This window comes from Pseudomonas sp. GW822-FHT06D10, assembly GCF_058799535.1.
On record NZ_JBXALN010000006.1, the window covers coordinates 245,343 to 272,049 of the forward strand.

General features: G+C 62.3%; 27 protein-coding genes and 2 pseudogenes. 17 read left to right on the forward strand and 12 right to left on the reverse strand.

Annotated elements, in window-relative coordinates; all coding sequences use genetic code 11:
• Position 1 precedes the first annotated feature (1 nt).
• Positions 2-946 (reverse strand): alpha/beta hydrolase, encoded by a 945-nt coding sequence (locus AC1RL5_RS21730; protein ID WP_053153403.1) that lies wholly within the window; start codon positions 944-946, stop codon positions 2-4.
• A gap of 214 nt (positions 947-1,160) precedes the next feature.
• Between AC1RL5_RS21730 and fadD2 the strand changes: the two genes are divergently transcribed.
• Together fadD2 and fadD1 are read left to right on the forward strand one after the other, a co-directional pair.
• On the forward strand, positions 1,161-2,849 hold the full coding sequence (fadD2, locus tag AC1RL5_RS21735; protein WP_011062853.1) for a long-chain-fatty-acid--CoA ligase FadD2: 1,689 nt from the start codon (positions 1,161-1,163) through the stop codon (positions 2,847-2,849).
• 340 nt (positions 2,850-3,189) lie between these two features.
• The gene (fadD1, locus tag AC1RL5_RS21740) at positions 3,190-4,881 is read left to right on the forward strand and encodes a long-chain-fatty-acid--CoA ligase FadD1 (protein WP_011062852.1); all 1,692 of its coding nucleotides are present in this window, start codon (positions 3,190-3,192) and stop codon (positions 4,879-4,881) included.
• A gap of 61 nt (positions 4,882-4,942) precedes the next feature.
• Here fadD1 and AC1RL5_RS21745 read toward each other — a convergent pair whose 3' ends face one another.
• Positions 4,943-5,320 (reverse strand): hypothetical protein, encoded by a 378-nt coding sequence (locus tag AC1RL5_RS21745; protein ID WP_015636730.1) that lies wholly within the window; start codon positions 5,318-5,320, stop codon positions 4,943-4,945.
• Between the two features lie 210 nt (positions 5,321-5,530).
• Between AC1RL5_RS21745 and AC1RL5_RS21750 the strand changes: the two genes are divergently transcribed.
• The 3 genes from AC1RL5_RS21750 to def all read left to right on the forward strand — a co-directional run bounded on the left by AC1RL5_RS21750 (position 5,531) and on the right by def (position 7,395).
• Positions 5,531-5,722: a CsbD family protein gene (locus AC1RL5_RS21750; RefSeq protein ID WP_011062850.1), complete on the forward strand. Its 192-nt coding sequence runs from the start codon at positions 5,531-5,533 to the stop codon at positions 5,720-5,722.
• A 186-nt stretch (positions 5,723-5,908) separates the two neighbouring features.
• Positions 5,909-6,853: a YihY/virulence factor BrkB family protein gene (locus tag AC1RL5_RS21755; protein ID WP_015636729.1), complete on the forward strand. Its 945-nt coding sequence runs from the start codon at positions 5,909-5,911 to the stop codon at positions 6,851-6,853.
• A gap of 2 nt (positions 6,854-6,855) precedes the next feature.
• Entirely contained in the window at positions 6,856-7,395 is a 540-nt protein-coding gene (def, locus tag AC1RL5_RS21760; protein WP_492589436.1) for a peptide deformylase, read from the forward strand.
• A gap of 18 nt (positions 7,396-7,413) precedes the next feature.
• On the opposite strand, the gene AC1RL5_RS21765 is transcribed toward def, so the two are convergent.
• Positions 7,414-7,839, reverse strand: a complete 426-nt coding sequence (locus AC1RL5_RS21765) for a GNAT family N-acetyltransferase (RefSeq protein ID WP_123576981.1) — start codon at positions 7,837-7,839, stop codon at positions 7,414-7,416.
• 265 nt (positions 7,840-8,104) lie between these two features.
• Positions 8,105-8,707 carry a glutathione transferase GstA gene (gene gstA, locus AC1RL5_RS21770; RefSeq protein WP_103408044.1) on the reverse strand — a complete coding sequence of 201 codons (603 nt, stop codon included), beginning with the start codon at positions 8,705-8,707 and terminating at the stop codon, positions 8,105-8,107.
• Between the two features lie 98 nt (positions 8,708-8,805).
• Between gstA and AC1RL5_RS21775 the strand changes: the two genes are divergently transcribed.
• From AC1RL5_RS21775 to AC1RL5_RS21785, 3 genes and pseudogenes are all read left to right on the forward strand, one after another.
• Entirely contained in the window at positions 8,806-9,666 is an 861-nt protein-coding gene (locus AC1RL5_RS21775; RefSeq protein ID WP_041774414.1) for a LysR family transcriptional regulator, read from the forward strand.
• A 537-nt stretch (positions 9,667-10,203) separates the two neighbouring features.
• Positions 10,204-10,977: pseudogene (locus tag AC1RL5_RS21780) on the forward strand (PAS domain-containing protein); the annotation flags it as partial.
• Between the two features lie 126 nt (positions 10,978-11,103).
• A pseudogene (locus AC1RL5_RS21785) lies at positions 11,104-11,523 on the forward strand (methyl-accepting chemotaxis protein); the annotation flags it as partial.
• 60 nt (positions 11,524-11,583) lie between these two features.
• Here AC1RL5_RS21785 and AC1RL5_RS21790 read toward each other — a convergent pair.
• The 5 genes from AC1RL5_RS21790 to AC1RL5_RS21810 all read right to left on the reverse strand — a co-directional run bounded on the left by AC1RL5_RS21790 (position 11,584) and on the right by AC1RL5_RS21810 (position 15,784).
• Positions 11,584-12,093 (reverse strand): hypothetical protein, encoded by a 510-nt coding sequence (locus tag AC1RL5_RS21790; RefSeq protein WP_011062843.1) that lies wholly within the window; start codon positions 12,091-12,093, stop codon positions 11,584-11,586.
• Between the two features lie 160 nt (positions 12,094-12,253).
• A complete protein-coding gene (locus tag AC1RL5_RS21795; protein ID WP_019093580.1) occupies positions 12,254-13,669 on the reverse strand; it encodes an MFS transporter in 1,416 nt (471 codons plus the stop codon).
• A 179-nt stretch (positions 13,670-13,848) separates the two neighbouring features.
• The gene (locus AC1RL5_RS21800; RefSeq protein WP_015636722.1) at positions 13,849-14,592 is read right to left on the reverse strand and encodes an NAD-dependent epimerase/dehydratase family protein; all 744 of its coding nucleotides are present in this window, start codon (positions 14,590-14,592) and stop codon (positions 13,849-13,851) included.
• Positions 14,593-14,629: 37 nt separating this feature from the next.
• Positions 14,630-15,262 (reverse strand): glutathione S-transferase family protein, encoded by a 633-nt coding sequence (locus AC1RL5_RS21805; RefSeq protein WP_011062840.1) that lies wholly within the window; start codon positions 15,260-15,262, stop codon positions 14,630-14,632.
• A gap of 90 nt (positions 15,263-15,352) precedes the next feature.
• On the reverse strand, positions 15,353-15,784 hold the full coding sequence (locus AC1RL5_RS21810) for a PACE efflux transporter (protein ID WP_015636721.1): 432 nt from the start codon (positions 15,782-15,784) through the stop codon (positions 15,353-15,355).
• Positions 15,785-15,907: 123 nt separating this feature from the next.
• Here AC1RL5_RS21810 and AC1RL5_RS21815 point away from each other — a divergent pair, with 123 nt between their 5' ends.
• Positions 15,908-16,822: a LysR family transcriptional regulator gene (locus AC1RL5_RS21815; RefSeq protein ID WP_011062838.1), complete on the forward strand. Its 915-nt coding sequence runs from the start codon at positions 15,908-15,910 to the stop codon at positions 16,820-16,822.
• A 4-nt stretch (positions 16,823-16,826) separates the two neighbouring features.
• On the opposite strand, the gene AC1RL5_RS21820 is transcribed toward AC1RL5_RS21815, so the two are convergent.
• Entirely contained in the window at positions 16,827-17,756 is a 930-nt protein-coding gene (locus tag AC1RL5_RS21820; protein WP_041119577.1) for a LysR family transcriptional regulator, read from the reverse strand.
• Positions 17,757-17,822: 66 nt separating this feature from the next.
• On the opposite strand from AC1RL5_RS21820, the gene AC1RL5_RS21825 reads away from it, so the two are divergent.
• Entirely contained in the window at positions 17,823-18,443 is a 621-nt protein-coding gene (locus AC1RL5_RS21825) for a LysE family transporter (protein ID WP_174395803.1), read from the forward strand.
• A gap of 6 nt (positions 18,444-18,449) precedes the next feature.
• On the opposite strand, the gene gntR is transcribed toward AC1RL5_RS21825, so the two are convergent.
• Positions 18,450-19,481, reverse strand: coding sequence for an HTH-type transcriptional regulator GntR (gene gntR, locus AC1RL5_RS21830; RefSeq protein WP_011062835.1), 1,032 nt, complete (start codon positions 19,479-19,481; stop codon positions 18,450-18,452).
• Between the two features lie 215 nt (positions 19,482-19,696).
• On the opposite strand from gntR, the gene AC1RL5_RS21835 reads away from it, so the two are divergent.
• Positions 19,697-20,230 (forward strand): gluconokinase, encoded by a 534-nt coding sequence (locus AC1RL5_RS21835; RefSeq protein WP_011062834.1) that lies wholly within the window; start codon positions 19,697-19,699, stop codon positions 20,228-20,230.
• Between the two features lie 84 nt (positions 20,231-20,314).
• Positions 20,315-21,667 (forward strand): GntP family permease, encoded by a 1,353-nt coding sequence (locus AC1RL5_RS21840; protein ID WP_011062833.1) that lies wholly within the window; start codon positions 20,315-20,317, stop codon positions 21,665-21,667.
• Between the two features lie 96 nt (positions 21,668-21,763).
• On the opposite strand, the gene alaC is transcribed toward AC1RL5_RS21840, so the two are convergent.
• Entirely contained in the window at positions 21,764-22,975 is a 1,212-nt protein-coding gene (alaC, locus tag AC1RL5_RS21845) for an alanine transaminase (RefSeq protein ID WP_053153377.1), read from the reverse strand.
• Positions 22,976-23,255: 280 nt separating this feature from the next.
• On the opposite strand from alaC, the gene AC1RL5_RS21850 reads away from it, so the two are divergent.
• The 5 genes from AC1RL5_RS21850 (at position 23,256) to kdpA (ending at position 26,706) form a co-directional block, all read left to right on the forward strand.
• Positions 23,256-23,918 (forward strand): LysE family translocator, encoded by a 663-nt coding sequence (locus AC1RL5_RS21850; protein WP_011062831.1) that lies wholly within the window; start codon positions 23,256-23,258, stop codon positions 23,916-23,918.
• 69 nt (positions 23,919-23,987) lie between these two features.
• Positions 23,988-24,476, forward strand: coding sequence for a GyrI-like domain-containing protein (locus AC1RL5_RS21855; RefSeq protein ID WP_011062830.1), 489 nt, complete (start codon positions 23,988-23,990; stop codon positions 24,474-24,476).
• 257 nt (positions 24,477-24,733) lie between these two features.
• Complete coding sequence (kdpF, locus tag AC1RL5_RS21860; protein ID WP_019093583.1) at positions 24,734-24,832, forward strand: K(+)-transporting ATPase subunit F; 99 nt, start codon at positions 24,734-24,736, stop codon at positions 24,830-24,832.
• The gene (locus AC1RL5_RS21865) at positions 24,816-24,986 is read left to right on the forward strand and encodes a hypothetical protein (protein ID WP_011062828.1); all 171 of its coding nucleotides are present in this window, start codon (positions 24,816-24,818) and stop codon (positions 24,984-24,986) included. Before kdpF ends, AC1RL5_RS21865 begins: the two co-directional genes overlap by 17 nt.
• A 13-nt stretch (positions 24,987-24,999) precedes the next feature.
• Positions 25,000-26,706 carry a potassium-transporting ATPase subunit KdpA gene (gene kdpA / locus AC1RL5_RS21870; RefSeq protein ID WP_492589435.1) on the forward strand — a complete coding sequence of 569 codons (1,707 nt, stop codon included), beginning with the start codon at positions 25,000-25,002 and terminating at the stop codon, positions 26,704-26,706.
• Position 26,707 lies beyond the last annotated feature (1 nt).

The following is a 26,707-nucleotide window of genomic DNA, read 5'->3' on the forward strand; positions in this document are numbered from 1 at the left end:
GCTATTCCGACCGTGGTGGCCGGCGGTGCTGCAGGGCCTGGTCGAGCCAGGCCAGCACGTCGTGGGTCACTTGGTCACGGTTGCTTTCGTTGAACAGCTCATGACGTGCCTGGGGGTAGATATTGAGTTGCAGGCACTGGCTGCCGGCCTCGCGCAACGCGTTGGCCAGATCCTTGAGACGCTTGCCAGCGCTCACCGGATCACATTCACCACCCATTACCAGCAGCGGCAGGCCCGGATCGATCTGCTTGAGGTTGGCAATCTTGCTGATTTGCTGCAGCCCACCCAGCAGATCGATCCACAACTGGTTGGTGCAACGAAAGCCGCACAATGGATCGGCCACGTACTTGTCGACTTCCGCCGGGTCGCGGCTGAGCCAGTCGAAGGCGGTGCGATTGGGTTTGAACGCCTTGTTGAACGACCCGAAGGACAGCCATTCGATCAGTGCGCTGCGCCCCTGGCCGCCCTGGCGCCAGCGTTCGATGCGGGCGATCAGGCTGGCGGCGCGGTACAGCGCCACCGGCTGGAAATTCGAGCCGCTGAGAATCGCCCCGTGCAGGCTGGCGCTGTGATGTTGCAGATAGGCCTGGGCGATGTAGCTGCCCATGCTGTGGCCCAGCAGCACGATGGGCGTGCCGGGGTGCTGCTGGCCGATGTGCTGGTTGAGGCTGGCCAGGTCGCCGACCACCTTGCTCCAGCCGTTCTGGTCTGCGTAGTGGCCCAGCACCCCCTGTTCCGCCGTCTTGCCGTGGCCTCGCTGGTCGGGGGCGTAGACGGCATAGCCTTCGGCGCACAAGGCCTGGGCCAGGCGCGCGTAGCGCCCGCTGTGCTCGGCCATGCCGTGGGACAGCAGGACCACCGCCTTGAGTGGCGGTTCGGGCAGCCACTGGTTGACGAAGAGGCGGTGGTGGTCGCTCGTGGTCAACCAGAACGTGTCATGGGTCATGGCGATTCCTTTGCTCGAAGACGCTGCAATTTATAGCGCATCGGTGCCTGGGCGTCTGATTCGCGCGCCTGTTGGAAGCAAGATTCACAAAATTAATGACACACTTGCGCATATTTGCCTGAATCGCCATAGCTGCTAACGTCCGAGGAGCCCCGCCCCTGAGAGCGTTGCAGTGGCGGCCCGGACAGCTCAGGTACAAGAGAGGACAAGAATAATGCAACCTGATTTCTGGAATGATAAGCGCCCCGCTGGCGTCCCCAACGAGATCGACCTGGGGGCCTTCAAGTCGGTGATCGAGGTGTTTGAGCGTTCCTGCAAGAAATTCGCTGATCGCCCGGCCTTCAGCAACATGGGCGTGACCCTCACCTACGCCGAGCTGGAACGCTACAGCGCGGCCTTCGCCGGTTATCTGCAAAGTCATACCGATCTGGTTCCGGGAGACCGTATTGCGGTGCAGATGCCCAACGTTTTGCAGTACCCGATCGCGGTATTCGGAGCCTTGCGCGCAGGGCTGGTGGTGGTCAATACCAACCCGCTGTACACCGCGCGGGAGATGCGCCACCAGTTCAAGGATTGCGGGGCCCGGGCCCTGGTCTACCTGAACATCTTCGGCCAGAAGGTCCAGGAAGTGCTGGGGGATACCGATATCCAGTTCCTGATCGAGGCCCGGATGGGCGACATGATGCCCAGCGCCAAGGGCTGGCTGATCAATACCGTTGTGGACAAGGTCAAGAAGATGGTGCCGGCCTACCACCTGCCCCAGGCCATTTCCTTCAAGAGTGCCCTGCGCCTGGGGCGTGGCCAGAGCATCAAGCCACTGCAGGTGGGCCACGACGATGTTGCGGTGCTGCAGTACACCGGGGGCACCACCGGCCTGGCCAAGGGCGCGATGCTGACCCACGGCAACCTGGTGGCCAACATGCAGCAGGCGCGGGCCTGCCTAGGCCAGCATGGGCCCGACGGTCACACCCAGTGGCGCGAAGGCCAGGAGGTGATGATCGCGCCGCTGCCGCTGTACCACATCTATGCCTTCACCGCGAACTGCATGTGCATGATGGTGACCGGCAACCACAACGTGCTGATCACCAACCCGCGGGACATCGGCGGCTTCATCAAGGAGCTGAAGAAGTGGCGTTTTTCTGCGCTACTGGGGCTCAACACGCTGTTTGTGGCACTGATGGATCACCCGGATTTCAAGAACCTGGATTTTTCCAATCTGAAGCTCACCAACTCTGGCGGCACGGCCCTGGTCAAGGCTACCGCCGAGCGCTGGCAGAAGCTGACCGGCTGCCGGATCACCGAAGGCTACGGGTTGACCGAAACCTCGCCGGTGGCCTGTACCAACCCCTATGGCGAGCGTTCGCGGCTGGGCACCGTCGGCCTGCCGGTACCGGGCACCACCTTGAAGATCATCGATGACCAGGGCGTCGAGCTGCCGCTGGGCGAGCGAGGCGAGCTGTGCATCAAGGGCCCGCAGATCATGAAGGGCTACTGGAACAAACCCGAGGCCACCGCCGAAGTGCTGGACGCCGAGGGCTGGTTCAAGTCCGGTGATATCGCGGTGATCGATCCGGACGGTTTCGTGCGCATCGTCGATCGCAAGAAGGACATGATCATCGTCTCGGGTTTCAACGTGTACCCGAACGAGATCGAGGATGTGGTCATGGCTCACCCGAAAGTCGCCAACTGTGCAGTCATCGGCATACCGGACGAGCGTTCCGGCGAGGCGGTGAAGCTGTTTGTGGTGCCGCGTGAGGCGGGGGTCAGCCTTGAAGAGCTCAAGGCCTACTGCAAAGAGAATTTCACCGGCTACAAGGTGCCCAAGCACATTGTGCTGCGTGACTCTTTGCCGATGACCCCGGTGGGCAAGATCCTGCGCCGCGAGTTGCGCGATATCGCTTGAGCCCAGGGCTTTTACCTGGCGGGCAAGCCGGTTGGCGCAACCGGCTTGCCCGCTCTGCATTCCGAGGGGCGCAAAGCCCCGGGCCAGAGCGGAATTCAGGTGGGTAGAATTTTTACTCTAAAAGTGACTATTAAAGTGTCTTGAGTCATTTTTGTGACTATTCAGGCCTTCTTTGGCTCTAGTCGGCCTTTTCCAAAGCTGCTACTCTCGGCGCGCTTTGTGACTTCTCGGCCTAAGTAAAAGCCAGACTCACCAACAATAGACACCAATAAAAAACACAGACAAATAATAATCGCATCAAATGCGGTGATGAATTCGCGTTGCTGAGGAGTGGGCTTCCATGATCGAAGACTTTTGGAAGGATAAGTACCCAGCTGGGATTGCTGCCGATATCAATCCAGACGAGTATCCGAATATTCAGGCGGTGTTGAAGCAGTCCTGCCAACGTTTCGCTAACAAACCGGCCTTTAGCAACCTCGGCAAGACAATCACCTACGGTGAACTGTACGAACTGTCCGGGGCCTTTGCCGCGTACCTGCAGCAGCATACCGATTTGCAGCCCGGCGATCGAATCGCCTTGCAACTGCCCAACCTGCTGCAATACCCGATCGCGGTATTCGGTGCGATCCGCGCCGGCCTGATCGTGGTCAATACCAACCCGCTGTACACCGCGCGGGAAATGGAACACCAATTCAACGACTCCGGCGCCAAGGCCCTGGTCTGCCTGGCCAACATGGCCCACCTGGCAGAGGCCGTGGTACCCAAGACCGGGGTCAGGCACGTGATCGTCACCGAAGTGGCGGACCTGCTGCCGCCGCTCAAGCGCCTGCTGATCAACAGCGTGGTCAAGTACGTGAAGAAGATGGTGCCGGCCTATCACCTGCCCCAGGCCGTCAAGTTCAATGACGTTCTGCGCAAGGGCCATGGCCAGCCAGTGCAGGAAGCCAACCCTGCCAGCAGCGACGTGGCAGTGCTGCAATATACCGGTGGCACCACCGGGGTCGCCAAGGGCGCCATGCTGACCCACCGCAACCTGGTGGCCAACATGCTGCAGTGCAAGGCGCTGATGGGCTCAAACCTCAATGAAGGCTGCGAGATCCTCATCACCCCGCTGCCGCTGTACCACATCTATGCGTTCACCTTCCATTGCATGGCCATCATGCTCATGGGCAACCACAACATCCTGATCAGCAACCCGCGGGACTTGCCGGCGATGGTCAAGGAGCTGTCGAAGTGGAAGTTCAGCGGCTTTGTCGGCCTCAACACCCTGTTTGTCGCCCTGTGCAACAGTGAAGCGTTCCGCAAGCTGGATTTCTCGGCGCTGAAAGTCACCTTGTCCGGTGGCATGGCCCTGCAACTGGCGGCGGCCGAGCGTTGGAAGGAAGTGACCAACTGCCCGATCTGCGAAGGCTACGGCATGACCGAGACCAGCCCGGTGGCCACGGTCAACCCGATCCAGAACATCCAGATCGGCACCATCGGCATTCCGGTGCCTTCGACCCTGTGCCGGGTGGTGGACGACGCCGGGGAAGAGCTGCCCCTGGGCGAAGTCGGCGAACTGTGCGTGAAGGGCCCGCAGGTGATGAAGGGCTACTGGCAGCGCCAGGATGCCACCGATGAAGTCCTCAACAGCGAAGGCTGGCTGAAGACCGGTGATATCGCGCTGATCCAGCCCAATGGCTACATCCGCATCGTCGACCGCAAGAAGGACATGATTCTGGTCTCCGGTTTCAACGTCTATCCCAATGAGCTGGAAGACGTACTGGCCTCGCTGCCGGGCGTGCTGCAGTGCGCGGCGATCGGCGTGCCGGACGAGAAATCCGGTGAGACCATCAAGATCTTCATCGTGGTCAAGCCGGGCGTGACCCTGACCAAGGAGCAGGTGATGGCGCACATGCGTGCCAATGTCACCGGCTACAAGGTGCCCAAGGCTGTTGAGTTCCGCGATGCGTTGCCAACCACCAACGTCGGCAAGATCCTGCGCCGCGAGCTGCGTGACGAAGAGCTGAAGAAGCTCGGCGTGAAGAAGTAAGCCGCAGCGCCCACAAAAAAGCCCCGCCAGTGCGGGGCTTTTTTATTGGGCGGCGCCCGCCTTACTGCTGGAACTGGGCGAAGCTCACGCCGGTGCCGGCCGGGCGCACGTCCTTGAGGAAGGAGTCCTTGTCGGCGCTCAACTCCAGGCTCAGGGCAGCCTTGCGCTTGCCTTCGTTGCGGATCACCAGGCCTTCGAGTTTTTCCCGCAGGAACACCGTAGGCACTTTCAGGTGCAGCAGTTGATCGGTGTCCGGGGTGTGCAGCAGCAGGTGCACCCATTCGTACTGACCGATGGCCAGGCGGGTGACCAGGATATCGAACCACCAGATATTGCGGTTGCGGTTCAGCTCCGCGAAGTGGCAGTTGTTGACGCCCAGCACCGCACCGCCCAGTTCCTGGTTCCTGCGGGCGATAGCCTGCTTTTTATCGAGTTTCATAACGTTCCTACGGGGATTGGATCTTCAGTGCTTGGCCTGAACAGGGGGAGCATTCTCCCGGGTTGCCCGGCAAACATAAAGCGCTACCTGGGCGGCGCGATGAAATGCCCGGAAAAAATAATTGAAACTCTGCGCGAAAGCCGCGGGTCAACCTTGGGTAACGACGCAATCCCCTTTGTTCGATCAATGAATGTTCTACGGAGAAATACCATGGGCAGCACAGCGGATAAGGCAAAAGGTCTGGCTAACGAAGCCATCGGTAACGTCAAGCAAGGTGTCGGCAAAGCCACCGACAACACCAAGCTGCAGGCTGAAGGCAAGCTGCAGGAGAAGAAAGGCGAAGCCCAGCAAGCGGTGGGCAAAGCCAAGGATGCAGTGAAAAAGACCATCGACAAGGCCTGAAAACGGCCTGTTCGATGACCCACTGCAGCGGCCATCCACGGATGGCCGTTTTCATGTGAGGTGTGGGTGAGAGAGTGGAATCGGCCACTGGAAATGGTTGCGGTTCGCCAACTAGGCTAATTTGTTGTAGAAAACGCCCCCTGAGTCGCTATCGACTTCAACCTTTTTGCGGCGAAAGGAGACGCTATGATTTTTCCGGACCTCAAAGGTTTGCCCCTGCACCGGGTACTGATCCGCACGGTGAATGAGTTCATCGCGGACGAGATGTCCACCTACGCCTCGGCACTGGCCTACCAGATGCTGTTCTCGCTGTTCCCCTTCATTCTGTTCCTGATCGCCCTGATCGGTTTCCTCCATCTGCCGGACTTCTTCACCTGGCTGCGCCTGCAGTCGGAGCTGGTGCTGCCCCACGAGGCCCTGGAGCAGGTCAACCCGGTCATCGATCAGTTGCAGCAGTCCAAGGGTGGCCTGCTGTCCATCGGTATCGTCATCGCCCTGTGGACCGCTTCGGCGGGTGTACGCCTGATGATGAGCGCGATGAACGCCGCCTACGACGTGGTCGAGGGGCGGCCGATCTGGAAGCGCTTCCCGCTGTCGGTGTTCTACACCGTGGGCATTGCCGGCATGCTTCTGGCCGCCGCGGCGCTGATGGTGCTGGGGCCGCAGGTGATGGCCTGGCTGGCGGGGCAGGTGGGCCTGGAGGACTTCATCGTCACCCTGTGGACCATCCTGCGCTGGCCGGTGATCGTGCTGCTGATGATGGTGGCCGTGGCCCTGATGTACTACGTGATGCCCGATGTGCAGCAGAAATTCCGTTTCATCACCCCGGGCTCGGTGCTGGCGGTGGTGGTATGGATCGTCGCTTCCCTGGGTTTTGCCTACTACGTGAAGACGTTCGCTAACTACAACGCCATGTATGGCAGTATCGGAGCGATCATCGTGCTGTTGCTGTACTTCTATATCTCCGCCGCGGTGCTGTTGCTGGGAGCGGAGATGAACGCGGTGATCGAACACATGTCGGCCGAAGGCAAGGACCCTGGCGAAAAGGACTTTGACCAGCACGACGAAAAACAACACGTTTCGGGACTGGGCCGGGACCACTCGCTCAAGCCGACCACTGACGAAGCCTGATCATGATCCGTGAAATCCTCAAGATGGGCGATGAGCGCCTGCTGCGCATCGCCCCGCCGGTACCGCCGGAAATGTTCGACAGCCCCGAGCTCTGGGAACTGATCGACGATATGTTCCAGACCATGGAAAGCGTGGGTGGCGTCGGCCTGGCGGCGCCGCAGATCGGTGTCGACCTGCAACTGGTGATCTTCGGCTTCGAGCACAGCGAACGTTATCCGGAAGCCGAAGCGGTGCCGCAAACCATCCTCATCAATCCGCTGATCACGCCCTTGAGCCCGGTGCTGGAAGAGGGCTGGGAAGGTTGTCTCTCGGTTCCCTGCCTGCGCGGCGCGGTGCAGCGCTACCAGCACATCCGCTACGAAGGCTTCGACCCCAGGGGCGAGCCCATTGTGCGCGTGGCCTCGGGTTTCCACGCCCGGGTGGTGCAGCATGAGTGCGATCACCTGATCGGCCGGCTGTACCCCTCGCGGATCAGCGATTTCAGCAAGTTCGGCTTCACCGAAGTGCTGTTTCCCGACCTCGACCCCAACGCCGACGAATAAGCCCCGGCCCGCCCGGCGTCAGGGCCTCGACCCAGGCCGGTCGATGGCCATGGCCAGCAACGGTTTGCTGCGCTGGTAGCGGGCCAGCCGTTCGTTCAAGGCGTGTGGCAGGCAGGTTGTGCTGCAGAAGCCCATCGACCGGTACAGGGCCTGCAGGTCCGGATGGCAGAACAGCCAGACCGGGCCTTCGACGCTTTGCACGGCCTGCCCCACCAGCTGGGTGGCCAGCCCCTGGCCGCGACTGGTCGGGGCGACGAACAGGCCCGTCAGCCAATAGCCTTCAGCTGTCGGGCTCAGGCTCATGCCAGCGATGATTTCACTGCTTCTGGCAACCCAGAGCTGGCCCTCGGAAGCGGCGCGCATGGATGACCGGTGCTGGCGATAGAACTTGTTCAGCAAGGGCCGTTCAACCTCGGCAAGCAGGTTGATCTGGAGGTCGGGCATGAGGTTTCCGGATTTGGCAACAGGGGCCGGCGGATTATAAAAGAACCCTGGCCGACTATAGGTGCTATACCTGAAGCCTTTCCCGCATCAGTGGAGTGAACGTCATGTCCAAAGGTATGAACGCCAAGAAAAATGCCAAGAAAAAGCCGGCAAAGAGCGCAGACGAGAAACGCGCCGAGAAAAAGGCCAAGAAGACCGAAGTGAATATCTTCGGCCACTGATCACTTTGACGAAGCCCGCCCCGCGGGCTTCGTGTTCTCTCCCCTCAGGCCAGTTCCAGCGCCAGGGCATCGCGTACCGCCGCTCGCTGTTCGACCCGGGCCTGGAACCGCGACAGCGCCGGCCAGTTCGCCAGGTCGATGGCGAACAATGCCGTCCAGCGCAGGACGGTGAACAGGTAGGCATCGGCGATCCCGAACTGCGCGCCTTGCAGGTAGTCCTGGTGTTCCAGCGTCTGCTCGAGCAAGGCCAGGCGCTTGAACAACTTCTGCTTGAACACCTCTTTCACCCCATCATCGAACCCCGGATTGAACAGCCAGCCCATGATCCCGTGCACTTCGCTGGTGATGAAGTTCAGGGTTTCCTGCAGGCGCACCCGCTCCCAGCTACCATTGGCCGCGGCCAGGCCGGACTCGGGCTTGAGGTCGGCGAGGTATTGCAGGATGGCCGGGCCTTCAGTGAGGACCTGGCCATTGTCCAGTTGCAGCGCGGCTACGTAGCCCTTGGGGTTGATGGCGAGGAAGTCCCGGCCGTCGGCGGTGCGCTTGCTGCGGTTGTCGACGCGGATGGCCTCGAACGGCAATTGCAGCTCGCGCAGCACGATATGGGAGGCCAGGGAGCAGGCTTGTGGGGCGTAGTAGAGTTTCATCGGCAGGTCTCTGGTGAACGTGCGAGCCAGTGTCGTGCAAGGTGGCAACATGGGTAAAATTAATCTTTCAGAACACTGCCATAAGGACAGCTACTGCCATGATGAACCTGATGCACTGGCGCCTGCTGGTGGCGATTGCCGAGTGCGCCACCATCACCCGGGCCGCCGAGCAGGTGGGCATGACCCAGTCCGGGGCCAGCCAGGCCCTGGCCCAGATGGAGGACATGCTCGGGGTGCAGCTGTTTGTCCGCGAGAGCCGCCAGGCGCTGCCCACGGCGATCGGTTTGCAGGTGCTGGCCCAGGCGCGGGTGATGCTCGAGGCCCTGGCCGAGGTCCGCCGGCAGGTGGACGCGGCGCGGGGCATTCCTCAAGGCAGTGTGCGACTGGCGGGCTTTCCCATGGTCCTGGCGACTTTCCTGCCGCCGTTGCTGCGGCGTTTCAAGCAGCTGTATCCGGGCATCGAGGTGGTGCAGCTGGAGGTCAGTGATGATGAGGTCGAAACGCTGCTAGAGGCGCAACTGGTGGACCTTGGGGTCGTGCTCAACCCGGCCCCCGAGCGCCGCTCTTGGTTGCTGGGGCGTGATTCGTGGGTCGCGGTACTACCTGAAGATCACCCCTGGCAGGCCTCGACCATCGACCTTGAAACCTTGCTGGCGCAGCCCTTTGTCCTGGCCACCGGGGGCTGTTCGGTGAATGCCCGCAGCCTGGCCGCCGAGGCCGGGATCCCCCTGGCCGACGTCCGGGTGGAGGTGCGGGAATGGAACAGTGCCTTCAGCCTGGTGCGCGAGCGGCTGGGAGTGACTCTGGTGCCACAGAGTACGTTACCGGTGCAGCGCGAAGGGTTGCGGGTGCTGGAACTGAGCACAGGAGTGGAGCGGGAGTTCGCCCTGGTAGCGGCGCCGGGGCGGGAGTCGAGTGTTCTGGTCCAGGCGTTTCTGTCGACCCTCGAAGAGTTTTAGTGCGGGAGCTTCCCGGGCTTTGCCACAGGCTCTGTTTATGTCTTGTTTGTTACTTGTCGCGAATGCACTTCAATACCTCGAAAGTTGTGAAAACAGACTGACTAGTGGCCTTGCATAGAGACTGCGGCTGTCTATGCTCAATTGTGAAAATTCGTATCTGTTGGCCTATGAGTATCCGTCCCGAGCGGCCTGCGCCGATGTAACCGGTATGCGTGCGACCTTCATCCAGGGCGCAGTATTGAATTCATGAATAAAGGCGAGAGTGCGCAGTTAGAGGCACCGCAGTATCAGGAGTGTCGATTTAGATGGAGTTTCTTAACTTTGTTAGGTCAGGCCCGGAAATGGGGCATCAAGTAAAGGATGGCTTGATAAGAGCGTTGCAACATGGACTCTCCGATTAAACATCATTTATCACCTGACACTTCCTCTCTCATATGGAGGGAGGCGCTTGCCCTGTTTTATAGATCGTTGTGGTGGATCAGTTGAAAGACTAGAAACTTCCGTCAATCAAAAGACAGCGTTGAAGGTGATACAACCATGTTTAACCTACATCACAAGGCTGACCTGCTGGAAATCGAACGATTCAACTGTGCGCTGAGCGAGGCCAACGCCAAGTTGGCGGCGATCAGTCGTTCCATGGCGATGATCGAGTTCTCGCCCGATGGCATCGTGCTGGATGCCAATGAAAACTTCTGCCAGGTCATGGGCTACTCCGCAGAAGACATACGTGGCAAGCATCACCGGATTTTCTGTGAGGAAGAGTTCTATCGCAGCGAGGAGTACAGCAAGCTGTGGCGCGACCTGGGGCGTGGCGAACCGGTCAGCGGGACTTTTCTGCGCCTGGACAAGCGTGGCCGGGAGATCTGGCTCGAAGCCAGCTACATGCCGGTGTTCGATGCCGATCGTCAGGTGCGCAGTGTGATCAAGGTGGCGTCGGACATCTCCGAACGCATCCATGTCGAACATGAGAACCAGAGCCTGCTGAACGCTATCGGCCGTTCCATGGCCATCATCGAGTTCAGCCCGGACGGCAGGATCATCACCGCCAACGACAACTTCCTGAAGACCATGCAGTACACCCTGAATGAAATCGTTGGCCAGCATCACAGCATGTTCTGCCACCGTTCCGAGGCTGAATCCCCGGAGTACAAGCAATTCTGGGCTTCGTTGAACCGTGGCGAGTTTCACTCCCATCGTTTCGAGCGGGAAAACAAGTATGGGCAGACGGTGTTTCTCGAAGCCTCCTACAACCCGCTGTTCGATACCAAGGGCCGCCTGTACAAGGTGGTGAAGATCGCCAGCGACATCACCGATCAGATGACCACCTTGCGCTCCGCCGCCGAGTCCGCCCACAGCACCTCGGTGCAGAACGACGCCTGTGCGCAGAAGGGCTCGGAGGTGGTGCAGCAGACCGTGGAAATCATTCAGCAGATTTCCCATGACCTCAATGAAGCGGCCCACAGCATCGATGCGGTGAGCAAGCAGTCGGACATCATCGGCAGCATCGTCCAGACCATCCGCGGGATCGCCGACCAGACCAACCTGCTGGCCCTCAACGCGGCCATCGAGGCCGCCCGTGCCGGTGAGCACGGACGCGGTTTCGCCGTGGTCGCGGACGAGGTGCGCAGCCTGGCGGCGCGCACCAGCCAGGCGACGGTGGAAATCGTCGAGGTGGTGCGCAAGAACCACGACCTGTCGACGAGCGCGGTGACCAGCATGCAGTCGAGCCTGAGCCGCACCGGGCTCGGGGTCGAACTGGCGAATGAGGCGGGGGAGGTGATCCTGGAGATCCAGCAGGGCTCGCGGCACGTGGTGGATGCCATCAGCCAGTTCAACTCGACCCTGCAGTTGCAGTAGCCGGTTTTCGCCGGGCACAAAAAAGGGTTCCCATGGGGAACCCTTTTGCGTCCAGCGGGGTTACAGCGCGGCGAGGAACTTCTCGTCCACCGGTTTGGCGCTGTCCTTGGCGTCTTTCTCTTCCTTGGCCAGTTGCATCTTGTCCTGCAGGCGCTGGGCAATTTCCTGGTTGATCGCCAACTGGCGCTCTGGCGGCAGGTTCTTCAGGTCTTCCTCGGTCAGCCCCATGTCCTTGAGGATGCTGTCGCGCAGGCGCTGTTCCGGGGTCTTGCTCATGTAGTCCTTGAACTCGCTCAGCGCACCGGTTTCCGTCGCGCTGGTAGCCTGCGCGGCGCTGGCGGTCGGTGGCGTGGCCTGGAGCAGCACGCGGGTCTTGGCGAAGGCGGCGTTGACGTTGTCGTCCACGCTGTTGGCCTGCTGGCTGGAGGACTGGGACGCCGGATAGGTCACGGAGTTCTGGGCCTGTTGCAGCATGCCGCTGTACAGCGCGCTGGCGGCTGCGGTAGTCGGGTCCATATCGGTGCGCGAGGTGGGCTGCACCGAAACGGATTTCTGGGCGTTGACCAACATGATCGGGAACCTGTGTAAGAGAACTAGGCTGAGGTTTTAGCAAGTTCCATGCCGATTGATACGCCCTTGTATATCAAGGGCTTGGCTCAAGACGCCGGTCGTGGCTGCCAGCAAGCGGACAAGTCTTGCCGCTTTCAGGCAACCGCTGCCGGCGCCGTCTTCATGCGTGGGCAATGTCTTCCAGGGCCAGGTTGCGGGTGCGCGGCCCGAAGCGGCCGATGGTCAGGATCACGATCAGCATGCTGCTGACGATAAAGGCCAGGACCCCGGGCGTGCCGAAATGCTCGAGGAAAAAGCCCACCAGCAAACTGCTGAACACCGTCGACAAGCGGCTGAACGAGTAACAGAAGCCCACCGCCCGGGCGCGAATGTTGGTGGGGAACAATTCGCTCTGGTAGGAGTGGTAGCTGAAGCTCAGCCAGGCATTGCAGAAGGTGATCATCACCCCGCAGACAATCAGCCCCAGGGCGCTGCTCTGCAGGGCGAACAAGGTGCCGAAGGTCATGGCGCCCAGGGCCGAGCCGACGATCTGCCACTTGTTCTCGAAGCGGTTGGCGAAACGCACGAACAGCAGCGGCCCCAGGGGGTAGGCCAGGGTGATGATGAAGGCGTACAGCAGGCTGTGGGTGACGCTCACGCCCTGGCCCGACAGCAGCGCCGGCAGCCAGTTGCCGAATCCGAAGAAGCCGATGGCCTGGAACACGTGAAACACGATCAGCATCAGGGCCCGGCGGCGGTAGGGCGGTTGCCAGATATCGGCGAAGCGCCCACGGCCCTGGATATCCACGGCCTGGGGTTCGGGCTCATCCAGCGGCTTGGCGTAGTCCCGGGCGCAGCGGGTCTCGAGGCCTTGCAGGATCCGGTCGGCTTCGTCGAAGCGCCCGTGCTGGGCGAGCCAGCGTGGCGACTCCGGCAAGCGTGAGCGCAACCACCAGATGAACAGGGCGAACACCGCGCTGGCCAGCACCACCCAGCGCCAGCCGGAGATCCCCCAGGGCGCCTGGGGCACCAGCCACCAGGACATCAGCGCCACTGCCGGCACCGACAGGAACTGCACGAAAAAGGCAAAGGCGAAGGCCGAGCTGCGCATGCGCTTGGGCACCAGTTCGCTGAGGTAGGCGTCGATGGTCACCAGTTCGATGCCCAGGCCGATGCCCACCAGGAATCGCATGCAGATGATCCCCAACGCCGTGCTCTGCAGCCCCATCAGCACCGTGGCCAGGGTGTACCAGATCAGGGCGAAGGTGAAGATCGCCCGGCGTCCGAAGCGGTCGGCTATCGGGCTCAGCAGGCTGGCGCCGAGGAACAGGCCGAGAAAGGTCGCCGAGGCGAAGGCCGCCTGGTCGGAAAAACCGAACACCCCCTGGTTGCCGCTGGCGAAGATCCCGTCGCGGATCAGCCCCGGGCTGATGTAGGCGGTCTGGAACAGGTCGTACAGCTCGAAAAAACCGCCAATGGACAGCAGCGCCACCAGGCGCCAGATCGTGGCCACGGCAGGCAGGCGGTCGATGCGCGCGCTGATGCCGGCGGCGCGTTGAGGGTCGAGGTCGCTGGTGAGCGGGGCAGAGGCGGGCATGCAGGGAATTCCACAGGACACAGAGCGGAAATCTTAGCCTGCTAACGGAAACCAAGGATTGTGAATCCACGTGCGTAAACCGGAGGATGCGCTGATTTATTGTCGTATTTCGTTACATCTGCCGGATTTATAGCGCAACGCCGGGCACCCGCGCGTGACGGCGTGTGCCCGGTGGTGGCTCAGTAGGTGATGGGAATGCCGAAATCTTCCTGGAAGGCATCGTCCACCGGTTCGTAGCCCAGCACCCGGGTGGTTTCGCTGAGGTCCAGGCGCTTGAAGCGATTGTTGGAAATGCCGTGGCCGATCAGCAGTTGCACCCCCGGGGTTTCCACTGCCCGTTGCAACAGCTGCACTGCATCCCGTGGGCTGAGCCAGGCGCTCAGGTCGCGGGTGGTGGTCAGTTCGTGGTGTTTCGGGTCTTCGAACGCACCAATGCGCAGGGCAATGCAGGACAGCCCGCGCTTGGCGGCATAGAAGGCGCATAGCGCCTCGCCGTAGCACTTGCTCACGCCATACAGGTTGGCTGGCATCACCGGCATGCCCGGGGTGATCTGCCGGTCCACCGGGTAGCCCTCGATGGTCTGGGCGCTGCTGGCAAATACCAGGCGCCGGCAACCGGCCTGTACCGCGGCCTCGAACAGGTAGGTAGTGGCGAGGATATTGTTCGGCAGCAACTCGTCGAAGCTGGCGCTGGCATGGGGAATGCCGGCCAGGTGCACGATGACGTCGATCCCCGGGAGCAGGCGGCCGATGGCTTGCGGGTCGTCGAGGTCCAGGCGCACGAAGCGGTGTGGCGCGGGGATTTCGAAGTCCGGCTCTACCCGGTCGGTGAGGGTGAAGCGGTGGCGCTCTTGGGAGCCCTGAAAAAACACCTTGCCGATCCTGCCGCAAGCGCCGGTCAGTAGTACGTTAAGTCCGTTCATTTCGAATCTCCGATGGGCCAGAGGAGGGATGGCCAGCTCAGGCGATGCCATTGCGCCCGTGCAGCATGAAGCCCGGGTGCAGGCTGAGGCGTTCGTAGTAGGCGGCCACGGCGGGGTAGGCCGGGTGCTCCATGGGGGTCATCTTCCAGCGATTCACCGAGAGGCCAAGAACGATATCCGCAAGGCTGAAATCCTCGCCCAGAACATAGGCGCCCGAGCGCTCGAGCTGGCGTTCGAGGATTTGCATCTTGGCATTCCAGGCCAGCAGGCTGGCGCCGATGCGCTGGCTGTCCTGGTAATCCGCATGCTGGCGCACCAGGCCCATGAAGGCATAGCTCCAGGACGGGTTCAGCTCGGTGGCCTGCCAGTCCATCCACTGTTCAACCAGGGCCCGGGCGCGCGGGGCCGTGGGCAGCAGGCCGCTGCCGGGGTGCAGGTTGGCCAGGTAGCGGCAGATGCTGTTGGATTCCCACAGGACCCCGGCGTCGTCGATCAGCACCGGTACCTGGGCATTGGGGTTGAGGGCGAGAAACTCGGGGGTATGGGTGGACTGAAAGCCACTACCCCAGTCTTCCTGCTGGTAGGAAAGCCCAAGCTCCTCACAGGTCCACAAGACTTTCCTGACATTGATGGACGAGGCTTTACCGAGAATTCTGCAGCGGGTTCCCATGACGCTTCCTTGTTCGTGGTACTGGATGGCCATGGGAATCTAACAGCGTGGCGTCGTCTCGGCGACGATCAATTTGCCGATACGGGTATCTCAGGCCGGATCGGGGAGGGCCGAGGCCGGCAAGCCGAAAACCCGGTCGAACAGCCAGTTGAAGGCAAAGGTGTAGCAGGGGATGAACAGGATCAGCGCCAGGTCCAGGAGAAAGGCCTGCACCAGGCTGATCGCCATCCACCAGGCGATCAGCGGGATCAGGAACACGATCAGGGTCAACTGGAAACCCACGGCATGGGCAATGCGCCGCTTGACCGTACGGGTGCGCGATGGCTGGCGGCTTTCCCAGCGCTCGAACAGGGTGGTGTAGATGAAGTTCCAGGTCACCGCGATGCTGGTGATGACCACCGCCAGCGGTCCGGTGCTGCTGGGCGAGGTGCCGGACAGCAGGGCCAGGCCCAGGGCCGAGAAGGTCATGCCGAACACTTCGAATAAAGAGACATAGACCAGTTTGCGTTTCACGCCTTGCATGCGGGTTCCTCGATTTTGAATGGGAATGGCCAGCCTGAGGGTGGCGCAGGGCGCGGAAGATAGCTTCAATCAAGGTGACAGAAAAAGTCGGAAGCTTTCAGTTTTCCTGATAGGTTGTTTCTCATGAACTTCTCCAGCGACAGCATCCAGTTGTTTCTCGCCGTGCTCGATCGCGGCTCCTTTTCTGCTGCGGCGCGTTCTTTGGGCAAGGTGCCTTCGGCCGTGAGCATGGGCATCGCCAACCTCGAGGCGGAGTTGGGGTATGCGCTGTTCGATCGCAGCCACCGCGAGCCGCTGCCCACGCCGCTGGCCTTGTCCCTGGCGCCCCATGCGCGGCTGATTGCCGACCAGCTCAAGCAATTGCAGGTGCATGCCGTCGAGCTGTCCCTGGGCCTGGAGAGCAAGCTGTCGATCGCGGTGGTGGATGACATCGACAAGCAACGGGTACTGGCCGCCATCAAGCTGATTGCCGAGCGTTATCCGCTGCTGGAAGTCGAGCTGCTCAGTGCTCCCCAGGATGACGTGCTGCACCTTTTGCACAGTGGCCGGGTCAGCGTCGGCGTGGCCTTTGCCGGGTTGAGCGTGAATGCCCTGGAGTATTTCCAGTACCTGGGCTGCGAGCGGATGATTGCCTGCATTTGCGCCGGGCACCCTGTGTTCCAGGCCAGTGACGGTTCGCTGTACCTGGAAGAGCTGATCAAGGTCCGGCAGGTGGTGGTGGCCAGCCGCGACCTGCCCCTGAGTGATACCCGGCCCCTGGTGGGCGAGTCGCTGTGGCGCACCGACAGCCTGGCGATGGCCCTGCACATGGTGGAGGCGGGGATCGGCTGGGGCAATTTCCCGCTGTCGGTGATCCAGCCGTTGCTGGCGGCGGGGCGCTTGCAACGGTTGCATTTCAAGAACATCGACAACGGCCTGGTGTTGCCGGTGCACGCGGTGTGGTTGAAGAACCAGCCTTTGCAGAAGGGGGCCCTGGCCCTGGTGCAATTGCTCAGCGGCGAGGACCCGGCGCTGGGGGCCGTGGCCCCGCCTGCCTGAGTGCCTAGGCCAGGGCTTGCCGGCGCAACCAGTGCAGCAGTTTTCCGCTGGCCGAATCCGGGTCTATGGCCTGGGGGGAAAGCAGGTAATAAGCGCTGCCATCGGCGACAAAGCCGAAGGGCGCACACAGCAGCCCGCCCTCCAGGTCGTCACGCACCAGTTGCCAGGGGGCAATGGCCAGACCCAGCCCGGCCACGGCCGCTTGCAGGCTGAAGTAGAAGTGCTCGAAGACCTGCTCCGGTGGCGTCGGGGCAACCGGTTGTTGCTGCAATTGCAGCCACTGTTGCCAGGCGTGCGGCCGGGTGGCGCTGTGCAGGCGCGGGGCTTGCGCCGCCAGTTGCGCCAGCCCGGCCGTTGCCGGGGTCCAGTCGGCCTGGCGCTCGGGGCGACATACCGGGCCTATGGCTTCGTCGAATAGCCAGTGGGCCTGGGTGTCGCGGCTCCAGGCAAAGTCGTTGCGGCGGATCGCCAGGTCGATACCGGCACCGAACGAGAAGGGCCCGCCGCCGGCCAGCAGTTGGATCGGCACTTGCGGGTGCTCGGCATAGAACCCCGGCATGCGCGGAATCAGCCAGCGCATCAGCAGGGTCGGCTCGCAGGACAGCACCAGCGGTGCTGCGGGAGCCGGGGCTCGCAGGCGGCTGGCGGTGCTCTCGATCAGGTCCAGGGCCTGGGTCACGCTGTGCAGCAGTTCGGCTCCGGCGGCGGTGAGAAAGACCCGCTGGCTGCGGCGCTCAAAGAGAGGGGTGCCGAGGTCCTCTTCCAGGGCGCGCACCGCACGGCTGATGGCGCCGTGGGTCAGGTGCAGGGTGGCGCCGGCCTGGGTGAAGCTTTCCAGGCGTGCAGCGGCTTCGAAGCAGCGCAAGGCGCTCAGCGGGGGCAGGCGCCGTCGCGAGAGTTGTGAGTTTTTATCACCAGGAATGTCAGTTTTCATCGTTATCGGCCTGGGTCATGGTCCCAATACAGTAGCGCCTGATTCTATAGCCTAGGCGTATTCAACGTGACCGAACTGTTACTCGTAATCACCATTACCATTCTTGCTGTACTCAGCCCCGGGGCCGACTTTGCCCTGGTAACCCGCAACAGCCTGCTGCTTTCGCGCCGCCACGGCGTGTTCACGGCCCTGGGCATCGGGCTCGGGGTCATGGTGCATATCGGCTACAGCTTGCTGGGGGTGGGGATGCTGTTGCAGCAGTCGCTGCTGTGGTTTACCGGCTTGAAGATCGCGGGTGCGCTGTACCTGATCTACCTGGGCATCAAGCTGTTGCGCAGCCCTGAGCAACGTCCGGGGGAAGAACCGGCAGAGGGGGCTCGGATGTCGACCTGGGGCGCCTTGCGCAGTGGCTTTCTGACCAATGCCCTGAACCCCAAGACGATGATTTTCGTTCTCAGTCTGTTCATGCAGGTGATTCAGCCGGGCACGGCCTTGCCGGTGCAGATCGGCTACGGCGCGATCATCGTCCTGGCCCACGTACTGTGGTTCGTGCTGGTGGCGCTGTTTTTCTCGGCACCGGCGATTGCCGGCCGGCTACTGGCCTACAAACGCCGGATCGATCAGTTGTTCGGCGCGGTGCTGGTGGGCTTCGGCCTGTTGCTCAGTGTCCTGAGCGTCAGGCCCTGAGGCGTTTCAGGTGCTTTCCCGAACCCGCAGTTCAAAGCCCATGTCCACCACCGGCTCGGCCACGCTGTTGCCGGCCAGCAGGGTCAGCATCTGTTCGGCGGCGCGGCGGCCAATGGCTTCGCGCGGAGTGCTGATGCTGCTCAGGCGCGGCACCATGTGTTCGGAGGAGGGCAGGTCGTTGAAGCCCAGCACCGCCACCTGCTCGGGCACCTTGATCCCGCAGCGCATGGCTTCCAGCAGCGCGCCCTGGGCCAGGTCGTCGTTGCCGAAGAAGATCGCGTCCACCTGGGGCTGGCTCTGCATCAGTTGCAGGAACAGCTCGGCCCCCAGGCCGACGGACGAGGGCCGTGGGGTCAGCAGTTCCAGGTCGGGGTTGTACAGCCCGGCCTGCTGCAGGGCACGGCGGAAACCTTCGCCGCGCAGCAGGGTGCGCTGGTCCAGTTGCGCACCGACGTAGGCCAGGTGCTTGCGCCCGCGGGAAATCAGGTGCTGGGCCGCCGTTTCGCCGGCGTTCAATTGCGAGAAGCCCACGCAGTTGAGCCCGGCGCCGGAGTCCAGGTCCATCATGTAGACGCAGGGAATGTTGTTCGCCTCGATCATCCGTCGGGCGCTTTCGGTGCGGTCGAAACCGGTCAGCAGCAGCCCCCGGGGCTGGTAGGTCATGTAGTTGCGCAGCAGGTTTTCTTCTTCGTCCCGAGAATAGTGGCAGTTGCCGATCAGCACTTCGAAGCCTTTGGGGCGCAGTACCTGGTGGATGGCTTCCAGGGTTTCGATGAACAGCAGGTTGGACAGCGACGGCACCAGCACCACCACCGACTGGCTCTGCGCCGAAGCCAGGGCGCGGGCGGCGGAGTTGACCACGTAGTTCAGTTCCTGCGCGGCCTTCTGCACCTTTTCCACCAGTTCGGTGGCCACGCTGCTGACGCCGCGCAGGGCCCGGGAGGCGGTAATCGGGCTGACTCCGGCCAGGCGGGCGACTTCATTGAGGGTGGGACGGCCCGTGGTACGGGTGTTTTTATCGTTTTTATGAGTGGTCATCAGACGGCTTGCCAAACAAAATTCAAGTCTCTAAGGTAGCGCTGTCCTGAAACAGCTGCAATGCGTGAGCGAGGTGTGCCTGACCCTCGCTCTTTGGTTTGGCGGACTATATACGCGGCAACCCACAAAAATGACAAGAAGGCGTCGGCAGACACTGTTTTTGTACTAGATTTTCTATTTGCGAAGGTAGCGCTGTCTGCGCGCTGAGGTGTTTCATGAGTCAACCCATCACCGCCCTGGTCATCATGGGTGTTGCCGGCTGCGGCAAGTCCAGTGTCAGTCAGGCCCTGTGCCAGCGCAGCGGCGCCATGGCCATTGAAGGCGATACCTTCCACCCGGCGGCGAACATCGCCAAGATGAGTGCCGGCATTCCCCTCGACGACGAAGACCGTGCCGGCTGGCTCGACAGCCTGTGCGATGAGTTGCGTCGTGCCCTGGCTGCCGGCCAGCACCCGGTACTGACCTGCTCGGCGCTCAAGCGCAAGTACCGCGAGCGCCTGCGCGCCGCCACGCCCGGCCTGGGCTTTGTCTTTCTCGAACTGACTCCGGCAGTCGCCGCCGACCGTGTGGCGCACCGGCCAGGGCATTTCATGCCTTCGACCCTGATCGACAGTCAGTTCGCCACTCTCGAATCCCCGGTGGGGGAGCCGCTCACCCTGGCCCTGGATGCCAGCACCCTGAGCGTCCAGCGCCTGGCCGAACTGGCCAACCAATGGTGGCTGGAGCATGGCCTGGAACCTTCACATTAAGTGCTGGCTCGAAAAAGGTAGCGCTATCCCACTCGGCCCTTGTTTTTAACGCTTTAATAAAAACAACAAACCGGAGGCAATCCCATGTTTGGCATGTCCCAAGAGACCTATCTGCTGGTTGATGCAGTGGTCACTATCATCGGGCTGATCGTGTTGATCACCCGATTCAAGCTGCACCCCTTCATCGCTCTGATCATCGCCGCGGGTTTCCTCGGCCTGACGTCGGGCATGCCGGTGGACAAGATCATCAAGGCGTTCCAGGACGGCTTTGGTGGCGTGCTTGGTTTTGTCGGCATCATCCTGGCCCTGGGTACGATGCTCGGCAAGATGATGGCCGAGTCCGGTGGCGCCGATCAGATCGCCCAGACCCTGATCCGCTCGTTCGGCAAGGAGCGGGTGCAGTGGGCGATGATGTTCGCCGCCTTCCTGGTGGGTATCCCGCTGTTCTTCGAGATCGGCTTCGTGCTGCTGATTCCGCTGGTGTTCATCGTTGCCCGGCGTACCGGGGTGTCGCTGATCAAGATCGGCATTCCGCTGCTGGCCGGCCTGTCGGCGGTGCACGGCCTGGTGCCGCCGCACCCGGGGCCGCTGCTGGCCATCGGCGTGTTCGGCGCCGACATCGGCAAGACCATCCTGTATGGGCTGATCGTGGCGCTGCCTACGGCGATCATCGCCGGGCCGATCTACGGCACTTTCATTGCCAAGTACATTCCCGGCAATCCGTCCCAGGAACTGGTGGACCAACTGGCCCGCGAGCCCCAGGCCGCCCAGTTGCCCAGCTTCAGCGTGACCCTGGTGACCGTGCTGCTGCCGGTGTTCCTGATGCTGCTCAAGACCTTCGCCGACGTGGCGCTGCCGGACGGACACTTCTTCCGCATCTGGATGGACATGATCGGCCACCCGATCACCGCCTTGCTGCTGGCGCTGCTGCTGTCGCTGTACACCTTCGGCTACAAGCAGGGCATCGGTTCCAAGCAGATTCTCAAACTGTTGGATGCCAGCCTGGCGCCGACCGCAGCGATCATCCTGATCATCGGTGCCGGTGGCGGCTTCAAGCAGATGCTGGTGACCAGCGGCGTGGGTGACGTGATCGGCCATATGGCGGTCAATGCGCAGATCTCGCCGATCCTCCTGGCGTGGCTGGTGGCGGCGGTGATCCGTATCGCCACCGGTTCGGCCACCGTGGCCACCATCACCGGTGCCGGCATCGTGGTGCCGGTGGTGGGGATGATCCCCGGGGTCAACCGTGAGCTGCTGGTGCTGGCCACCGGCGCCGGCTCGCTGATCCTGTCCCACGTCAACGACGCCGGGTTCTGGCTGGTCAAGCAGTACTTCAACATGACCGTGGCCGAGACGTTCAAGACCTGGACGGCGATGGAAACCATCCTTTCGGTGGTGGGCCTGATCTTTATCCTGCTGCTGTCGTTGGTGGTTTAAGAGCTTCACCCGTAGGAGCGGGCTTGCCCGCGAAACACCGATAGCACGGCCACAAAAAAACCGCATCGCTGCGGTTTTTTTGTGGCTCAAGCCATCTCAGCTTTTCTGCACCAGCCCGTCAGCGCGGAACATGCCGCGAATACCGCGCACCGCCTGGCGAATCCGGTCCTGGTTCTCGATCAACGCAAAGCGTACATGATCGTCGCCGTATTCACCGAAACCCACTCCCGGGGACACGCAGACCTTGGCCTCGGCCAGCAGCTTCTTGGCGAACTCCAGGGAGCCCAGGTGCGCGTAGGCCTCGGGAATCTTGGCCCAGACGTACATCGAGGCCTTGGGGTTCTCCACCATCCAGCCCAGTTCGTGCAGGCCCTTGACCAGCACGTTGCGCCGCTGCCGGTACTGTTCGGCAATGTCGCGCACGCATTGCTGGTCGCCTTCCAGGGCGGCAATCGCCGCCACCTGCAACGGGGTGAAGGTGCCGTAGTCGTGGTAGCTCTTGATCCGCGCCAGGGCGCTGACCAGTTCCGGGTTGCCCACCATGAAGCCGATGCGCCAGCCGGCCATGTTGTAGCTCTTGGACAGGGTGAAGAACTCCACCGCGATGTCCTTGGCGCCCGGCACCTGCATGATCGACGGGGCTTTCCAGCCGTCGTAGACGATGTCGGCGTAGGCCAGGTCATGGATCACCAGCACGTCGTACTGCTTGGCCAGGGCGATCACCCGTTCGAAGAAATCCAGCTCCACGCACTGGGCGGTGGGGTTGGACGGGAAGCCGAGGATCATCATCTTCGGCTTGGGGATCGAACCGCGGATGGCCCGCTCCAGCTCGGCGAAGAAATCCACACCGGGCACCAGCGGCACCGAGCGCACCTGGGCCCCGGCAATGACCGCGCCGTAGATGTGGATCGGGTAGCTGGGGTTGGGCACCAGCACCGTGTCGCCCTGGTCCAGGGTGGCCAGCATCAGGTGCGCCAGGCCTTCCTTGGATCCGATGGTGACGATGGCTTCGCTTTCCGGGTCGATATCGACCTCGTAGCGGTCCTTGTACCAGCGGGAAATCGCCCGGCGCAGCCGCGGAATGCCCTTGGAGGTGGAGTAGCCGTGGGTGTCTTCGCGCTGGGCGACGGTGACCAGTTTCTCGACGATATGCGGCGGGGTAGGGCCGTCGGGGTTACCCATGCTCAAGTCGATGATGTCTTCGCCGCGCCGACGCGCAGCCATCTTCAGCTCGGCAGTGATATTGAAAACATAGGGGGGAAGACGATCGATGCGCGCAAAGCGGCGCGGCGAACCTTGTTCGGCCATTGTTGCCTCGAAAAGACGTAAGCGCCCGGAACCGTCCGAGCGACGTTGGCCACTGCGGTGGCCTGCGGGGCAGACGATACGGGCGCCGCCGCCGGCTTGTCCAGAGGCGCGGAAAATTATTTTTGGTGCGCCCGTGCGGATTTGCGAGGGGGCAGGATTTGCCGCTATAACGTGCACGCTTCTTGCCTGCAAGGGCTGTGAGCTGCCTCAGCCGGCCCGGCTTTTCCGGGCTCCTCGCACCTCGCCCCTCTTCGAACAACAGCAGCAAACGGGATGAATGATGGAGTTTACCAGCGGCTTCTTGTTGAGCCTTTCGCTGTGCCTGGACATCGGCGTGGCCAATATCGCGATGATTACCCTGGCCATGCAACGGGGTTATTTCCAGGGCTTCTGCCTGGGCCTGGGGACCTGTGTCGGCGACCTGATCTATGCGCTGCTGGCCCTGGCCGGGATGACCGTGCTGCTGCAATACCAAAGCGTGCGCTGGGTGCTGTGGATCGGCGGTTCGGCCCTGCTGGTGTACTTCGCGGCGAAGATGATCTACGCCGCCCTCCATCACAGCGCGGTGCTGGCCACCGCCGGGGAGGCGGACCAGGGCTCGCCGCGCCGGGAGTTTTTCCGCGGGATCTTCCTGGCCATGTCGTCCCCCAGTGCGATCCTCTGGTTCGCTGCCGTGGGCGGCACCCTGATTGCCCGATCCGGGGGCGGTGGGATTGCCGATTCGGGATTGTTCCTGGCCGGCTTTTTCTGTGCCGGGCTGGTCTGGACCCTGGGCCTGTGCCTGGCCGCGACCCAGGGCGGCAAGCTGCTGGGGGACAAGCTGTTGCGCTATTCCTACCTGGCATCTGCGGCGATCTTCTGCTATTTCGCGGTGTACGTGATTCTATCCGGCTACCAGGAGTTCATCCTTGGTACGGGCGCGGCAGACCTTCCGGCGCTCTGATCCTGGCCTTGGCTATTGGCTTCTATACTTCGTGCCGAACCCATCTTTTCTGCGGCAGGAGTGGCATTCATGGATGAGCAAGAACAGGGCAGAGGCCCAGAACCGCGCTTCGAAAGGGAGCGTTTTTTGCTGATCGCCGGCCTCGGCGAACGATTCACTCCTGCCACTCGCCAGGACATCGGCCTGCTGTGGCAGCGCTTTGTGCCGCACATCGGCAAGGTGCCGGGGCAGGTCGACCGCAAGACCTATGGCATCTGCTGCAACCCCGACGGCCAGGGCGGCTTCGAGTACATCGCCGGGGTCGAGATCAGCAAGCTCGACGATCTGCCCGAGCGCTATCGCTGGATCGAGGTGCAGCCGCAGCACTATGCGGTGTTCGAGCATGGCGGCGCCTTGCAGGACTTGCCCCGGACCTTCGACTACATCTGGAACACCTGGCTGCCCCAGTCGGGTCGAGAGGCCGCCGATGCCCCGGAATTCGAGCGCTACAGCGCCGACTTCAACCCCCAGGCCGGCACCGGGGTACTGGAAATCTGGCTGCCCCTGAAAAGTGAATGACCCCCTCGGGGGCGCTGGCCCGTCCCCGATTCTCCCGCCCCGCACCGCCGCAATCTTTACGCCGTCTTAATGCCGCCCCCGGCAATCAGTGCCCGACCTTGATGCGCCCTCACCTAACCTGCGTGGCGCAGAGGAGAGCGGTGGACGAGGCGTTCCCGACTCCCTGCCGGCGCCCGTCGCGGGTGCCCTGACCGGCCGTGCCCGGGTTGCGCTTTGCGCTCCCGGCACCGCCTTTGAGCATTAAGGGGAGAGCTGCCTTGCTGACACTGCCATTCATCTACGGCGCCAGTGGTTTGTGCGCCGTGCTGCTGTTTGCCTACCTGGGTTATGCGCTGATCCGTGCCGAGAAATTCTGATGACCGCACGCAGCAACTGCCACCCACTTTCATTCGCCCGTCCGGGCATCTACCAGAAAGGAAACCAGCCATGTTCGACCTGATCTTCGTGGGCCTGACCCTGGGGTTCTTTGTGTTGACGGCCCTGGTCATCGTCGCCATGGGCAAGATTTGAACGGAGCATCGACATGTTGAGTACTGTGCTGGAATACGCGGTGATCCTCGGCCTGATGACCGGGCTGGCCGCGCTGATGGGCCAATGGCTGGCCCGGGTCTTCAGCGGCCGTGGCCACGCCTTGCCGGAGCGTGCCACCTACCGCCTGCTGGGGATCGACCCGGCTGAAACCATGGGCTGGGCCCGCTATGGCTCGGCCCTGCTGCTGTCCAATGCGGCGATGATGCTGCTGGGCTACCTGCTGCTGCGCCTGCAAGGCAGCACACCGCTCAACCCCCTGGGGCTGGCGGCGCAGACCCCGGACCTGGCGTTCAACACCGCCGCGTCCTTTATCACCAACACCAACTGGCAGGCGTACTCAGGTGAAAGCAGCCTGTCGAACTTCAGCCAGATGGCAGTGATCACCTTCCTGATGTTCGTCGGCGCCACCGCCGGCGTGGTGGCGGCAGCCGGTTTCATTCGTGGGCTGAGCCGTTCCAGCTCGGCGGACCTGGGCAACTACTGGGTCGACTTCACCCGCACCCTGTACCGGGTGATGCTGCCGTTGTGCCTGGTCATGGCCCTGGTCTATGTCTGGCAGGGCATGCCCCAGACCCTCAACTCCCAGGCCCTGGCCACCACCCTGGAAGGCGCCCAGCAGCAACTGATCGTCGGCGCCGTGGCCAGTTTCGAGTCGATCAAGCACATCGGCACCAACGGTGGCGGCTTCTTCAGCATGAACGCGGCCCACCCGTTCGAGAATCCGACGCCGCTGACCAACGTCCTGCACATCCTCAGCATGTTGCTGATCCCTTCGGCCCTGACCTATGCCTTCGGCAGCATGCTGCTGCGTCGGCGTCAGGGCTGGGTGTTCTTCGGCACTTTCCTGGTGATGTTCGTCGGCTTCCTGGCGATTGTCTTCACCGCGGAGCAGGGCGGTAACCCGCTGCTGACCCAGGCCGGTGCCGACCAGCAGATGTCGGAGACCCAGAGCGGCGGCAACATGGAAGGCAAGGAGCTGCGCTTCGGCATTGCCGACACCGCGCTGTTCGTCACCACCACCACCGGCGCCACTACCGGTTCGGTGAATGCCATGCACGACTCGCTGACCCCCATGGGCGGCTTCGTGCCCCTGGCGCAGATGATGCTCAACTGTGTGTTCGGCGGCGACGGCGTGGGCTTTATCAACCTGATTCAGTACGCCCTGCTGACGGTGTTCCTGGTGGGCATGATGATCGGTCGCAGCCCTGAGTTCCTCGGCAAGAAGATCGAGGCCCGGGAGATCAAGCTGGTGATGCTCTCGGTGCTCGCGCACCCGATCTGCATCCTCGGTTTCACCGCCCTGGCGGCACTGTGGCCGGGCACTCTCAACAGCCTCAACAATCTGGGCCCCCATGGCTTCAGCGAGGTGCTCTACGCCTACGCCTCGGGCACCGCCAACAACGGTTCGGCGTTTGCCGGCCTGAACGCCAATACACCGTTCTTCAACACCACCATTGGCCTGGCGATGCTCATGGGGCGCTTCTTCACCATGCTGCCGATGCTGGCCGTGGCCGGTTCCCTGGCGGCGAAAAAGAACATCCCGGCCGGTGCCGGCACCATTCCCACCGCCACGCCGCTGTTCATGTTGCTGGTGGTGTTCGTGGTGCTGGTGGTCGGTGGCCTGACTTTCCTGCCGGCCCTCGCGCTCGGCCCGCTGGTGGAGCAACTGCAGTTGCTCGCCGGCCAGACCTACAAGTAAG